This is a genomic window from Mesorhizobium sp. M7A.F.Ca.AU.002.02.1.1 (assembly GCF_003998535.1).
Lineage (GTDB): Bacteria > Pseudomonadota > Alphaproteobacteria > Rhizobiales > Rhizobiaceae > Mesorhizobium > Mesorhizobium ciceri.
This window is the reverse complement of sequence record NZ_RZPB01000093.1, coordinates 1-12,591: the sequence shown is the minus strand read 5'-3', so window position 1 is coordinate 12,591 and position 12,591 is coordinate 1. Positions and strand designations below refer to the sequence as shown.

The following is a 12,591-nucleotide window of genomic DNA, read 5'->3' as shown; positions in this document are numbered from 1 at the left end:
ATCCGCAGCAGGTCGATCATCGGCGGACGGATCGAATTGAATGCCATCAAACGTTCGAGCGAATAGGGATTCTTCGAGAATTTGCGGATCGATACCAGCGGGCCGTCGACCGAGACCGGCCGCACCGCGATGTTGACACGTGAGCCGTCTTCCAGCCGGGCATCGACCATGGGCGACGATTCATCGACCCGCCTGCCGATAGCCGAAACGATCTTGTTGATGACGCGCAGCAGATGGGCCTCGTCCCGAAACCGGATTGGCGTCTCTTCGACGATGCCCCGCCGCTCGATGAAAACGCGCTTGTGAGTATTGATCAGGATGTCGGTAATGGAATCATCCTTGAGCAGCGGTTCGATCGGCCCGAGGCCCAGCATCTCGTCGGCGGTGTCGCTGGTGAGTTGATCGAGTTCGCGCGCATTCAGCGGCACCGCGCGAGCGCGAACGAACTCGCGCACGATTGGACGGATCTCGTTCAGGATCTCATCCTTGGAAGCACTTTCAAGCGCGGTCAGGTTGAACCGGTCGATCAAGTGGCGATGCAGCTCGACCTTGATCGTCAGGAAATCGTCACCATGCGATTGAATATCAACGGCTGGCAGAAGAGCCGGAGCAACAGGCTGCACCGCCAGCGGCTCGACCTTTGTCACTGCCTGCTGTTCGCTTGGCCCCTTGATGAACCGTCCCAGCATAATTGCTTATACTCCCCTCGGACACGCATTAGCGGAAACTAAACGTTAACCAACGAGCGCACAAGCGCCTGGATGCCCGGCGCACAGCCATTACTTTCGGCATAGTTAAGATCAAGGACCGCAAATCCCTTGATTATTTGGTGCAGAGGGCATGCGGAGTTCCCCAAATTTATCCTCAGCTCTCAGGCTCATGCGCCCGCGCCGCGAAAATTAGCAAAACTCCCGCTTAAGTCCTTAGATATAAAGGAATATGCATTTCTTCTAATGCTTCCACGGTTTCGCCACATGAGCGGCTAAATTGTGAATGAATGGTTAAGGGCGATCGAAAAATGAAAAGAATCAATCCCTTGATAAGATTTCACTTTGCCACCTTCTTGCCGAATCAGGTACATGAAAGTTAAGGAACCCTTAATGTCGTTTGACTCTGCATTTTCTCGGGACCTAGGATCGAGATGACGGGGGATGCTTGGGTATGGATTTCATCTCTTGCTCTGTCTCGTCGGGTTCCAACCTCCAAAGGGAGAAATTGACATGAAGAAGCTCATGACGATGACCCGGCAGTTCCGCGACGATGAAAACGGCGCTGCCATGGTCGAATATTCCATCCTCATCGGCATCATTGCCGCGGCGTCGATCGTGACGATCATCGCTATCGGAGTGTGGGTGAACGGCTCGTTCACCAATCTCTGCAGCAAGCTGACGGGCGTTGCTGGCGTGACGAACTGTACTGTTGCTACGGCTACTCCTGGTCCCTGATCATTTTCCAATCGGGACCCGGATCTGATCCGGGTCCCTGTTGCCCGATATGTTGCCTTTCTTGGGGTTTTTGGGACCATGCGCGCGAACACACTCATCATGATCGTTCTTGCCGGTATTTTCGGTGTCCTGGCGGTTGTGCTGGTCAATATCTGGCTGGCTGGCCAGCGAAGCGCCATGGCGCAAACGGGTATTGTTCAAGGCAGCACTGTCGTGGTTGCGGCGATACCACTGAAATTCGGCGATGCGCTGAGTGCGGACACATTGCGCGAAGTCGCATGGCCGGCGGGCGCAATACCGGCAGGCGCTTTCAAGACGACAAAGGAAGCCTTGGCCGGCGAAGGTACAAGGCAAGCGCTTCAGACCATCAGCACCAACGAACCAGTCCTCGCCAGCAAGATCACTGGGCCAGGCCAACGCGCCACACTTTCGGCGGTGCTTGGCGAAGGCATGAAAGCTGTTTCCATCAGGGTGAACGACGTGCTCGGCGTCGCCGGCTTCGTCTTCCCGGGTGACCGGGTCGATGTGCTGCTGACGCGAACGGTGCGCGGCGATGATGGAGCGGACAAGAGTTTCGTCGATGTGCTGCTGCAGAGCATGAAGGTGCTCGCCATCGACCAGGTGGCCGATGTGAGCAAGGACAGCCCAACCGTGGTGAAGTCCGTAACGCTGGAAGCCAGCACCAAGGACGCGCAGAAGCTGACGCTTGCGGCAGGCGCCGGCCAATTGTCGCTGGCGCTTCGCCAGGCCGCCGCCAGCAAGGGCGAAATGACCGAGCGGGTGACGCTTTCCGACCTGACCGGCGAAACGCCGGCCGATGTCGCCGCCAGGCAGGCGGAGCGCGACAGGAAGGCAGCGGCCGAAGCGGAGGCTACAGCCGAGCGCAAGCGCGCCGAGGACAAGATTGCCGGGTTGACGCAGGCTGTGGAGCGGGTGGGAAGCCGCCTCGACGAGTTGGGCAAGGTAAAGCCTGCTCCGATCGTGATGGCGGCACCGCAGCCGGTCGTCAAGGAAGTGGTCAAATATGTGCAGCCTGAGCCGCCGGCGCGGGCAACGATCGGCGTTTTTCGGGGTGTGAAGCTCGAGACATATGACGTGCCGCGACAACCATGATAAGGTGCGGCTAATAAACGGGACTGCCACCGGCAGCGAGTGGGGAGACGGGGATGCGGGGATATTGCTTAGGGATAGCGACGGCCGCGTTGTCGTGCCTAGGGGCGCTGTTGCTGTCGGGCCTGGCGGCCAATGCGGCCGACCGCTTCATCGATGTGTCGACCCCCAGCGTTCATCGGATTTTCCTGCCGATGTCGCAATCGGTGACGATCCAGGTGAGTGCCAATCTGGGCGACATCGTCGTTGGCGACGAGAAGATCGCCGATGCCCAGCCAATGACCGACCGCACGCTCTACGTCATCGGTAAGGGCGCCGGCACCACCACGGTTAATCTGTTCTCCACCGATAAGCGCTCGCTCGGCGCCCTCCAGATCGAGGTCGGCGTCGATGTCAGCGACATGGCGCAGGCGATCCGCCAGGTCGCGCCAAAGTCGCGCATCGAAGTGGGCTCGGTCAATGGCAGGGTCAGGCTTGGCGGGCATGTGAAAGATGGCGCTACGCTGGCGGCGATCATGGCGGTTGCGCAGCAATATGGACCCGATGCCGTCATCAACTCCGTCATCGTCGACGACAGCCAGCAGGTCAATTTGGAAGTGCGCGTGCTGGAAGCCAAGCGCAACACCGGCCGCGACCTCGGCGTGTCGATCAAAAGCAGGAACGGCGATGGCACAACCCGTACCGGTACCGGTGTTGCTGCCGTTGACGAGGACGGTGTCGTGCTCGGACCGGGCGGTCTGCTCAGCGGCCTCCTGTCCAACTCGGCGCCCTTCGGAGCGCTTATCACGCGCGTCATCGACAGCAACATCAAGGTCGACCTGATCATAGAGGCGCTCGAGTCCAAAGGCGCGGTGCGCACGCTCGCGAACCCCAACCTCACCACGCTTTCCGGCGAGCAGGCCAGCTTCAACGCCGGTGGTGAAGTGCCTATTCGCAGTCTGGACAAGGACGGCCAGGTAAACATCGTGTACAAGCAATTCGGCGTCAATCTTCTGTTCACGCCGGTCGTACTCGACGACGGCAAGATTCATATGAACCTGGCGCCGGAGGTCAGTGACCTGACCGGCTTCACCACCGCCGGCGACCCGATCTTCACCAACCGCAAATTGTCGACCGTCGTCGAATTGCGCGACGGCCAGAGCTTCGCCGTCGGCGGGCTTCTGTCCAGCAAGACCACCAAGCTCCAGGATCAGGTGCCTTGGCTCGGCCAAGTGCCTGTGATCGGGACGCTGTTTCGCAGTTCGAGCAACCAGAAGGAAGAGACCGAGCTGGTCGTCATCGTCACGCCGCATATCGTGCGGCCGGTGAAGCCTGGGGAGCAGTTGGCGACACCGTTCGACAAGACACGGCCCGCCAACGATCCGGAGTTCTTCGTGCTCGGCCAATTGGAAGTGACCAAGGACATGGTCCGCAAATATGAAACCGGCGAAGGCGTCACCGGCCCCTATGGCCACATGCTCGACTTCAAATCGAAGGACAAGATGCTCTATGTCAAGAAATAGCGCCTTGATCCTCATTCTGTGCGCCAGCGCCCTGTCGGGCTGCGCCGCGGACTATCTGAACCATTATGATTCGGTGACCCTGGCCGCCGGCGACACGCAGAAGTTCAATTCGCTGCTGCAGACGGTCGACCCGCTCAACCCGGCGTCCCGAAACACACATATCGAAGGCGACGGCGCACGCGCCGCAGCCGTTGCCCAAGGCTACAAATATCCACCGCCACCGCCGCCGCCACCAGCGATCACGGTCAATGTCGGCGGGTCGGGTGTGACACAGTGAACTGAACGAAGGGATGCGCAGGGCGCCGGGCATGCGAGGGGCTCTGGCGCAGGAAAGCAGAGAGTAAGGTCATGTTGGGGACCATTCGTGCCTTCTGGAACGATCAACGCGGCATCGCGATGATCCTCGTGGCAATCATGCTGCCCGTGCTTATCGGCTTCGCTCTGCTGGCCATCGATATGAGCCGAGCCAACGGACTTCACAACGATCTGCAAAAGGGAGTTGATGCCCTTGCTCTGGCAACGGCAGCGGAACTGGATGGCAGATCGGATTCGATCACCAGAGCCAATCTGGCCAAGACTACCCTTCTCACCAACAAGACCAAGTTTTCAACGGCAGGCGATCATACACTCGCTCTAGCCGATGTGACCGTTACATACTTGACCGGGATACCGGCCGACGACAGCATCAAGTTGAGTGCCGCTGGTGTCGACGCCAATGGTGTGAACTGGGCAAGCACCGACCCTAAAGCCGTGACATTCTCACTGGTGACCGTGAACCCGTCCGGCCTGGCGGATGGTGCCGGGGCCTTCGAAGCGATCTTTCCGGCAAGCGTTGTCAGCGGCAGCAACACATTCGACATCAGACCTCAGGCTGTGGCCGGATTTGTCCAGTCGATCTGCGAAACGGTGCCGATCTTCATGTGCAATCCGTTCGAGACGACCGACCCGTTGACCAGCAAAACGATCCAGCAGGCGTTCGCGTCGGGGGACACCTATAGCCGCGAATTTCGTATTCTGAAAGTCGATAGCAACCCCGGCCCGGGCAACTTTGGCCTGCTGGAAAACGGCCTGACCTCGATACAGGAGGGGATGGCCAAGGGGACCGCCGGCACCTGCTACAGCCGCACTTCGCTGACCACGAAAACGGGTGTCACCTTGGGTCAGGTCAATACTGGCCTGAATGTCCGGTTCGATCTCTATCAGGGCAATCTGAAAAATAACACAGACCTTGGCTACCGCCCGGCGAGCAATGTCCGCAAGGGGGCCAGCAAGAACAGCAATTGCAACAAGTTTGATGTCGCGACGGATGGTTCCGCGTTGCCTCTCCCGGATGGCACCGGCTATGACTCCGCTAAGGGCATGACGCTGCCGATCGCGGCGAATTCCTTCTGGACCGCCTACTGGGCCGCCAATCATAAGAACGCAGCGTATCCAAACCTCCCGGCGAAGACCGACCCTCTCAAGCGGAACGTTCCCGCCTCCAGGTATGATGTCTACAACTATGAAATCGCGGCCGGAATCGTGGGCGACAAATCGAAAGGGCCTTCGAACGAAGTTGGAACGCCTTCCTGCTACAAGGGGGACCTCACCAAGGCGGATCCGAGCCGCCGGCTGATAAACATGGCCATTATCGATTGCAAAGCAAACCAGGCGAAGCTGAACGGCCACACCGCAGTCCGACCGGATGGCTATGCAAGCGTCTTCATAAACAACCCTATCCAGAAGGTGAATCCCAACGACGAGGACAATCCGGACGGTACAGGCGCCGAGAAGGCTATCAGCCTTGAGATCGTCGATGTCGATGGCGGATTTGCCAACAACACCCTGGTAGACAAAGCATTCCGCAACGAAGCCCAGTTGTATCGGTAGCGCTGACATGACCAGGCTCCGCAGAATCATTGGACGGTTCCAAGGCGACGAAAGTGGCGCCGCTTTGGTGGAAGCCGCGATCACGATACCACTCGTATTGCTGTTATCGGCCGGTGTGTTCGAGTTCTCCAACATCCTGAATACGCGGATGCTTCTCGAAGCTGGCGTTGAGGATGCGGGGCGCTACATGGCACGATGCAGCAGCGATTGGGCGACTTGCAAGGGCCGAGCCCAGAACCTTGCTGCCAATGGGGCGGTCGCTAACGGCAGCGCCAGAGTGACCGGATGGCTGCCGGCGGCGGTTGACATCACCAAGGCGGTCTCGCTGGACGCGGTTGATGCCGCCACGGGCACGCAACTTTATCTCAGCAGCACGACCAAAGTCGATGTCGTGGACGTCAGCACCTCCTATTCTTATCCGGACGTTGGATTCTGGTCGTATCTTGGCTTTGGAGCCCTGACCCTCAGTGTATCCCATCAGGAACGGGTCATTGGATGGTGATGGGGCGCACCAAGTTTTGGGCTAGCCAGTCCGGAACGACAATGGTCGAAATGGCCATAGTGATGCCGCTGCTGTTGACGCTTTTGCTTGGCTTCATCGATTTCGGCTACGCCTTTTACCAATGGAATGCCGGGAATAAGGCGGTGCAAGCCGGCGCAAGGCTGGCGCAGATTTCTACACCTGTCGCCAGCGGGCTCCTGGCCGAGACGATAACGCAGACCGACCTAACTAAAGTCGGCACTGCGGTACCCGCAAACACTTACAACTATATCTGCACCGCCAACACCGCTGGAAGCGTCTCTTGCGTTTGCGGCACAGGCGCTACGTGCCAGAACCTCAATGTAAGCCAAGATGCCTTTAATTTCATTTTCAGCGGCAACAGCAGCCGGCCCGGAATGCAGACATTCCTGCCGATGTTGGCCAAGTCCGAAGTCAGGATTCAATACCAGGCTTCCGGCCTCGGCTACTGGACGCGTCCCAGCGGACCGGTGCCGACCATCACGGTGAGCATCACCAACCATCCCTTCCAGTTTTTCTTCCTGGGCGGACTGCTCGGCTTCAACAACATCACAATGCCCTCCATGCTGAGCACGGTCACGGGCGAAGACATGAAGAGTACCTGGCCATGAACGCCATCAACACCAAGGTTACGCCGACCAAGCGCAAGCAGGTGGCGCTGTTTTCGTCGGATCCGAATTTCAAGCGCGATGTGGCGACGCGGCTCGATGCGCTGGCGATCTATGACGTCAGGGTTTCCGAGACGAGCGATTTTCTGAAAGGACCGCCGGCGGACACACGCCCGGGCATCGTCATCCTCGATCTCGGCAATGGCGAGCTGCTCGGCAGGCCCGGCATCGTCGAGGCGCGCGCACTGTGGGCCAGCGTGCCGCTGATCGCGGTTTCCGACGAGCTGAGCTCGGAGCAGACGCGCGTTTTGGTGCGCATGAACGCCTCGGACTGGCTGCACAAGCCGCTCGACGGCAAGGAACTGCTCAATGCGGTGACCTTCCACGACACCGGCAACCAGGGAACCAAAAGCCGGATCATCACCTTCATCAGCGCCAGCGGCGGCGCCGGCGCCACGACGCTGGCGCTGTCGGCGGCCGAATTCCTGGCGTCGAAATCGGGCGAGCGCGCGGCGTCCACCTGTCTCGTGGACCTGGATTTCCAGAGCGCCAATTGCGGCGCCTATCTCAATCTGTTCAACCAGTTCGACCTTGCCGGCATCATCGGCCAGCCGGAGCGGCTCGATGTCGAGCTGATGGACGTCATCAAGCTGTCGCGCCCGTCCGGCCTCACCCTCTATGCATTCGAGCGGCCGCAACTGCCGTTCGAGCCGCATGGCAGCGATTTCGTCTTCCGCCTGCTCGACCTCGTCGCCTACCGCTTCGACGACATCGTTATCGACCTGCCCAATCTGGAAACGCCCTGGCACAATTCCGTGCTGTCGACGAGCGACGAGATCTTCATCGTGTTCGAACTCAATGTCGCGTCGCTGCGGCAAGGCAAGCGGCTCTACAAGAAGATCCGCGAGCTGCGCGGCAATGCGGTCAGCATCACGCTGGTCGCCAACAAGCACAAGCGCAAATGGTTCGGGAACCATTTTTCGCGCAGCGAGCTCGAAAAGATCTTCAAGGCGCCGCACATCAAGTCGGTCGCGCTCGACAACGCGCTTCTGACCGATGCGCTGAACAGGGCCATCCCGCCTTCCGAAGTGGATGGGCGGGCGCGCTTCAACAAGGATCTGAAGCGGATGTTCAAAGAGCGGCTCGATGACGCTGCCCGATAGATACCGGATCGCCCCAAAGCTCGCCGGCGCCTGCGTGCTCGGCATGGCGTTGGCGCTGTCCGTCCACGGCTTCGCCGAGGCGCGATCAGCACTTTCGGAGCGGCCGCCGCTGCCGGCGATGGGGCCCAGCCTGCGCAAGGCCGTCGCCTTTAGAACCGCCGAGCAGCCGGGAACGATCATCATCCGCAAGGACGAGAAGGCGCTTTACCTGGTGACCCGCCAGGGCCAGGCGCTGCGCTACCAGATCAGCGTCGGGCGCGACGGGTTCGGCTGGACCGGCATCGTCAAGGTGGGGGCGAAGACCGAATGGCCGGAGTGGCGCCCGCCGCAGGAAATGCGGGCCCGCCAGCCGGAGCTGCCGAAAATGGTGCCCGCCGGCCCCTACAATCCGCTCGGCGCAAGGGCGCTCTACCTGTCTCGGGACGGGCGCGACACGCTCTACCGCATACACGGCACCAACGACCCGTCGGGTGTCGGCTTCGACGGGACATCGGGCTGTTTTCGCCTCACCAACACGGATGTGATCGATCTTTTCAAACGCGTCGCGGTCGGCGCAAAGGTGGTGGTCCAATGACGATGATCAGCGAACCGGACATGCCGGCGATCGATATCGGAAACCAGGAACAGCGCGAACCGGCTGCCGCCGGGAAACCCAGCAAGGCAAAGACGATCGCCGTCATCGTCGCCGGCGGCGCGCTTCTGATCACCGCAGTCAACATGGCGGCCGCGGTCTATCTCTATCGGGGCATGAGCGACCTGCGTTTCGTCGAGGCGCGGCTGGAGCAGCTCGGCGCATTCGAGCAGCGGATCGCAGCCCGGCTCGACACGGTCAACAACGGTTTTCAGAGCCGGTTCGAGAAACTGGACAGCCAGTTGCAAGGCAGCTTCAACGAGATCGATGCCAGCATTGCCCGGCTTGGGCAGACTATGCCGGTCGCCGGCGGCGAGGCCATGCCGGGCGTGGAAGAACCGTCCGAAATCGCCACCAGCACGCTGGCGCAAGCGCCCGAAGCCCTCGGCGGCGAGAGCGCGAGCGAACCCGGCGTCATCGAAGCGCCCGCACCCAGGAGGAGAATCGCATCGGCGTCGCCCCCTGCTCCCAGCTCCAATTACCAGCGCATCCAGCAGCCCGACGGCAAGGTCTATTACCGCCGGATCAACTAGACCCAGCAGAGCCCGGATCGTGCAAGGTGTAAGTGGCGAACGATCTAGAGATCGCGCTGCAGCGCCAGGATGCGGATGGCCCGGACGGACCGCTCCCGCGCCTCGGTGAGGAAGGCGATGTGGCAGTAGGCACAGGCCACGAAGCCCAAAAGCAGCACCAAGCTGTTCTTGAAGGTGAAATCGACGGCCAGCGAATAGGGAAGACCCTTGGGCGACGTGAATTCGGCAATCGTGCTTGCCGTTTCCGAATGGCTGCCGACCGCGATCATCAGCCCGGCGAAAATCAGGGCGATATGGTTGGCGAGGAAGAAGAAAGCCGACCGCTTGGCGTGGCACGCCATCCAGCAGACGATCGATGCGGCGGCAAGGATAGCGGCTTCGAAAGCCATGGAACCGCCCAGCCAGACATCCACCTGCTGCCAAAGCACCGTCGACAAGGGGCGCAGTTCAAGCCATAGCCACCATGCGGTGGGGCTGGCTGGATAGATGCCCAGCAACAAGGTCGCCATGCGCTCCCCTGCCAGGACCGCCAGAATGAGAAACGGAAAGGCGAAAAGCAGGAGCGGCTTGCGTTTCATGTTCCCTCGACAATCTGCAGGCCAGGATAGGCCGCATAGATTGCGCAAGGCTTAACAACCCTACTTCCGGCCCTCTCCCGATTGCGAGCGTTCGAGGACGGCGAAGAAGATCACGGTGAGCAGAAGCACGATCAGCAGCAGCACGAACGCGGCTGCCGCGCCTTCGTTGAGCGAAAGGCCGAGAAAGGCACGGCGATAGGCAAAGAAGCTCAGCACTTCGGTCGCGTTGCCCGGCCCGCCCTTGGTCAGGACATAGGGCAGATCGTAGGTCCGGAATTCGTTGATCAGCTGGATGATGATGGTGATCGCCGCGACCGGCCGAAGCATCGGCAGCGTGATGTAGAGGAATTGCTGCCAGCCGCGCGCGCCGTCCACTTCAGCAGCCTCATAGGGATCGCGCGGCAAAGCGGCGAGCCCCGCGGCGAGGATCAGCACGACGAAGGACATTTGCTGCCAGATGTCGATCGCCGCCATCGTCCAGAGTGCCATGCCTGGCGTGCCTAGCCAGTCGAGGCGCGGCAGGCCTGATATCTCCATGAGATGATTGGCGATGCCGAGATTGGGCTGGAGCAGCATGCGCCAGATCAGGGCGACGCTGATCGGCGACATCGCCATGGGAATGGTCAGAACCGCGAAATAGACCGGCTTCATCCGGACCGTCCGGTTGAGCATCAGGGCAATGCCGAGCCCGATCACGAATTCGCCGACCACGGTCACCGCCGAATAGCGCACGGTGAGCCAGAGCGCGTTCCAGAACAGCTCATCGCCGATCATCGAAGCGAAATTCTTGAACCCGACAAGCGGCAGGAGCTGCGGCTTGATCAAGGTCATCGAGGAGATCGAGAGGATGCAGGCATAGGCCAGGGGAAAGCCCATCACGATCGCCAGCAGCAGCAGGCCGGGCAAGGCAAAGGCCCAGCCGGTCCGCCACTCGCGGCCACGGGCAGCCCATCCTTTTTTGATCGCATTGTGCATCGTGGCCGAGCCTTGGTCGGGGTGGCGTTGCTGATCTCGTCAAGATCCGGGGTCTGGAAAATCCGGCGCGGCTGACATCGCCGCGCCGGGTCTCCTTGCCGAGCCGGACCGCTATTTGTCGAGGAGCCCCTGCAGGCCGTCGGAAGCTGCCTTCAGCGCCGCGTCCGATGTCGCCTGGCCGCCAGCCGCCAGCGAAAGCTGGGTACCGAGCAGATCCTCGTATTGCGCCGAATAGGTGAAGATCGGGAACGACTTGCCGGTCGCCACCACATCCTGGGCGGTCTTGTAGAAGGGATATTTCGCCAGCACCGCCGCATCGGCATAGACATCGCTGCGCACGGGCGCGTGGCCCTCGAGCGCGCGCTTCACCGAAACATCCTTGCTCTGCACCCACTGGATGAAGGTCCAGGCGGCTTCCTGCTCTTCCGGCGACGTGTTCTTGGGAATGCCCCAGCCCCAACCGCCGCTCTCGCCATGGCCGCCCGGCATCACCGACAGGCCGACCTTGCCGGCGACCGTCGGACACTTCACGGCATCGTCCATCTGCGGCAGCATCCACCAATAGGTGACCATGCTGAAGGCGGAACCGCTGCACATCAGACGCATGGTGTCGTCGAGCGTGGCCGACACGGCACCCTGCTGGGCGCCGTGCTGGAGATTGTCGACATAGAGATCGAGCGCCTTCTTGGCCTCTGCCGTGTCGAGGCTCGCCTTGCCGTCGGCATTGAGATAGCTGCCGCCGGCGGAGAACAGGTAGTTGGAGAATTCCATGCTGTTGGGATCGCCGCGCTGGCCCTGCATCGCGGCCCCGGCGACACCGGCATTGGCCTTCATGAATTTGGAAATCGCCACATAATCTTCGAGCGTCGTCGGCAAAGCGAGCTCCTTGCCGGTTGCCGTCTTGTAGGCGGCCTTGAGCTTCTCGTCGCCGATCAGGTCCTTCCGGTAGAGGAGGCCCATCGAGTAGTTGTACATGGGCACCAGGAACAGCTGGTCCTCGGTTCGGCCGAGCAGGTCAAGCGTCGAGGGAATGAAGGGGCTCAGATCGTATTTGGATTTCTCGACGAAGGGTTTCAGGTCGGCCAGCCAGCCGGCCGCCGGAAATTCGCCGGCCCACAGGAAGTCGACCTCGAGCACATTGTAGTAGCTCTGCGGCGCGGTCAGCTGCGACACCAGCTTGTCGTGCATGTCAGGATAGCCGATCTTCTCAAACTCGACCTTGATGCCGGTCTGCTTCTCGAATTCGGGCAACAGCGCTTCAATGATCTTGGTTTCCGGCACGTCCTCCATCAAGGCGTGCAAGGTGATGGGCTCAGCCGCCCTGGCCGGAAGCGATGCGCTGACAACAGCTGCCCCGCTCACGGCCGTCATCAGCATTTTGATCAAGGTCTGCTTGTTCCAAGTCATAACTCTCTACTCCTCTTTCCCTCTGGACGCGGCGGTGATCCCGCCACGATTTCATAACCGGCTAGCGAGCCATGTCGGCTCTCGGAGCGGCCGGCCTATTTCACGCTGCCGAACGTCAAGCCCTGGACGATGAAACGCTGGATGAAGCGGGAAGCCACGACCAGCGGCAGGATGGCAAGGACGACGCCGGCAGAAACCTTGGCGATCTGGACGCCGTTCGAGGTCTGCAACGCCGCAAGCGCAACCGGTA

General features: G+C 60.7%; 14 protein-coding genes. 10 read left to right on the top strand and 4 right to left on the bottom strand.

What is annotated here, in order from left to right; translation table 11 throughout:
* A partial coding sequence (locus tag EN879_RS08820) for an ATPase, T2SS/T4P/T4SS family (protein ID WP_164774347.1) occupies positions 1-689 on the bottom strand: 689 nt, incomplete at its 3' end.
* Positions 690-1,220: 531 nt separating this feature from the next.
* Between EN879_RS08820 and EN879_RS08815 the strand changes: the two genes are divergently transcribed.
* The 10 genes from EN879_RS08815 (at position 1,221) to EN879_RS08770 (ending at position 9,381) form a co-directional block, all read left to right on the top strand.
* Positions 1,221-1,445 carry a Flp family type IVb pilin gene (locus tag EN879_RS08815; protein WP_063170093.1) on the top strand — a complete coding sequence of 75 codons (225 nt, stop codon included), beginning with the start codon at positions 1,221-1,223 and terminating at the stop codon, positions 1,443-1,445.
* A gap of 78 nt (positions 1,446-1,523) precedes the next feature.
* Entirely contained in the window at positions 1,524-2,558 is a 1,035-nt protein-coding gene (cpaB, locus tag EN879_RS08810; protein ID WP_127274011.1) for a Flp pilus assembly protein CpaB, read from the top strand.
* A 53-nt stretch (positions 2,559-2,611) separates the two neighbouring features.
* Complete coding sequence (locus tag EN879_RS08805) at positions 2,612-4,057, top strand: type II and III secretion system protein family protein (protein ID WP_063170091.1); 1,446 nt, start codon at positions 2,612-2,614, stop codon at positions 4,055-4,057.
* Entirely contained in the window at positions 4,044-4,334 is a 291-nt protein-coding gene (locus EN879_RS08800; protein WP_063170090.1) for a hypothetical protein, read from the top strand. The genes EN879_RS08805 and EN879_RS08800 overlap by 14 nt, the downstream gene beginning before the upstream one ends.
* 71 nt (positions 4,335-4,405) lie before the next feature.
* The gene (locus tag EN879_RS08795) at positions 4,406-5,926 is read left to right on the top strand and encodes a pilus assembly protein TadG-related protein (RefSeq protein WP_063170089.1); all 1,521 of its coding nucleotides are present in this window, start codon (positions 4,406-4,408) and stop codon (positions 5,924-5,926) included.
* A gap of 7 nt (positions 5,927-5,933) precedes the next feature.
* Entirely contained in the window at positions 5,934-6,428 is a 495-nt protein-coding gene (locus tag EN879_RS08790; RefSeq protein ID WP_063170088.1) for a TadE/TadG family type IV pilus assembly protein, read from the top strand.
* 41 nt (positions 6,429-6,469) lie between these two features.
* Entirely contained in the window at positions 6,470-7,057 is a 588-nt protein-coding gene (locus EN879_RS08785; RefSeq protein ID WP_244514262.1) for a TadE/TadG family type IV pilus assembly protein, read from the top strand.
* Positions 7,054-8,217 carry an AAA family ATPase gene (locus EN879_RS08780; protein ID WP_013530277.1) on the top strand — a complete coding sequence of 388 codons (1,164 nt, stop codon included), beginning with the start codon at positions 7,054-7,056 and terminating at the stop codon, positions 8,215-8,217. Before EN879_RS08785 ends, EN879_RS08780 begins: the two co-directional genes overlap by 4 nt.
* Positions 8,201-8,791, top strand: coding sequence for a L,D-transpeptidase (locus tag EN879_RS08775; protein WP_024502269.1), 591 nt, complete (start codon positions 8,201-8,203; stop codon positions 8,789-8,791). Before EN879_RS08780 ends, EN879_RS08775 begins: the two co-directional genes overlap by 17 nt.
* A complete protein-coding gene (locus tag EN879_RS08770) occupies positions 8,788-9,381 on the top strand; it encodes a hypothetical protein (RefSeq protein WP_013530275.1) in 594 nt (197 codons plus the stop codon). The genes EN879_RS08775 and EN879_RS08770 overlap by 4 nt, the downstream gene beginning before the upstream one ends.
* Positions 9,382-9,425: 44 nt before the next feature.
* Here EN879_RS08770 and EN879_RS08765 read toward each other — a convergent pair whose 3' ends face one another.
* From EN879_RS08765 to EN879_RS08755, 3 genes are all read right to left on the bottom strand, one after another.
* Positions 9,426-9,959 (bottom strand): hypothetical protein, encoded by a 534-nt coding sequence (locus EN879_RS08765; RefSeq protein ID WP_063170086.1) that lies wholly within the window; start codon positions 9,957-9,959, stop codon positions 9,426-9,428.
* A gap of 60 nt (positions 9,960-10,019) precedes the next feature.
* Complete coding sequence (locus EN879_RS08760; protein ID WP_013530273.1) at positions 10,020-10,934, bottom strand: sugar ABC transporter permease; 915 nt, start codon at positions 10,932-10,934, stop codon at positions 10,020-10,022.
* Positions 10,935-11,045: 111 nt separating this feature from the next.
* Positions 11,046-12,341 carry a sugar ABC transporter substrate-binding protein gene (locus tag EN879_RS08755; protein ID WP_082826651.1) on the bottom strand — a complete coding sequence of 432 codons (1,296 nt, stop codon included), beginning with the start codon at positions 12,339-12,341 and terminating at the stop codon, positions 11,046-11,048.
* Positions 12,342-12,591 lie beyond the last annotated feature (250 nt).

Excerpts from the sequence above, each read along its gene's own strand:
- EN879_RS08815 (WP_063170093.1), top strand. The coding sequence starts at position 1,221 with ATGAAGAAGCTCATGACGATGACCCGGCAGTTCCGCGACGATGAAAAC.
- EN879_RS08805 (WP_063170091.1), top strand. The coding sequence starts at position 2,612 with ATGCGGGGATATTGCTTAGGGATAGCGACGGCCGCGTTGTCGTGCCTA.
- EN879_RS08785 (WP_244514262.1), top strand. The coding sequence starts at position 6,470 with ATGGTCGAAATGGCCATAGTGATGCCGCTGCTGTTGACGCTTTTGCTT.
- EN879_RS08795 (WP_063170089.1), top strand. The coding sequence starts at position 4,406 with ATGTTGGGGACCATTCGTGCCTTCTGGAACGATCAACGCGGCATCGCG.
- EN879_RS08760 (WP_013530273.1), bottom strand. The coding sequence starts at position 10,934 with ATGCACAATGCGATCAAAAAAGGATGGGCTGCCCGTGGCCGCGAGTGG.
- EN879_RS08775 (WP_024502269.1), top strand. The coding sequence starts at position 8,201 with ATGACGCTGCCCGATAGATACCGGATCGCCCCAAAGCTCGCCGGCGCC.
- EN879_RS08770 (WP_013530275.1), top strand. The coding sequence starts at position 8,788 with ATGACGATGATCAGCGAACCGGACATGCCGGCGATCGATATCGGAAAC.
- EN879_RS08780 (WP_013530277.1), top strand. The coding sequence starts at position 7,054 with ATGAACGCCATCAACACCAAGGTTACGCCGACCAAGCGCAAGCAGGTG.
- EN879_RS08755 (WP_082826651.1), bottom strand. The coding sequence starts at position 12,341 with ATGACTTGGAACAAGCAGACCTTGATCAAAATGCTGATGACGGCCGTG.
- EN879_RS08800 (WP_063170090.1), top strand. The coding sequence starts at position 4,044 with ATGTCAAGAAATAGCGCCTTGATCCTCATTCTGTGCGCCAGCGCCCTG.
- EN879_RS08765 (WP_063170086.1), bottom strand. The coding sequence starts at position 9,959 with ATGAAACGCAAGCCGCTCCTGCTTTTCGCCTTTCCGTTTCTCATTCTG.
- cpaB (WP_127274011.1), top strand. The coding sequence starts at position 1,524 with ATGCGCGCGAACACACTCATCATGATCGTTCTTGCCGGTATTTTCGGT.
- EN879_RS08790 (WP_063170088.1), top strand. The coding sequence starts at position 5,934 with ATGACCAGGCTCCGCAGAATCATTGGACGGTTCCAAGGCGACGAAAGT.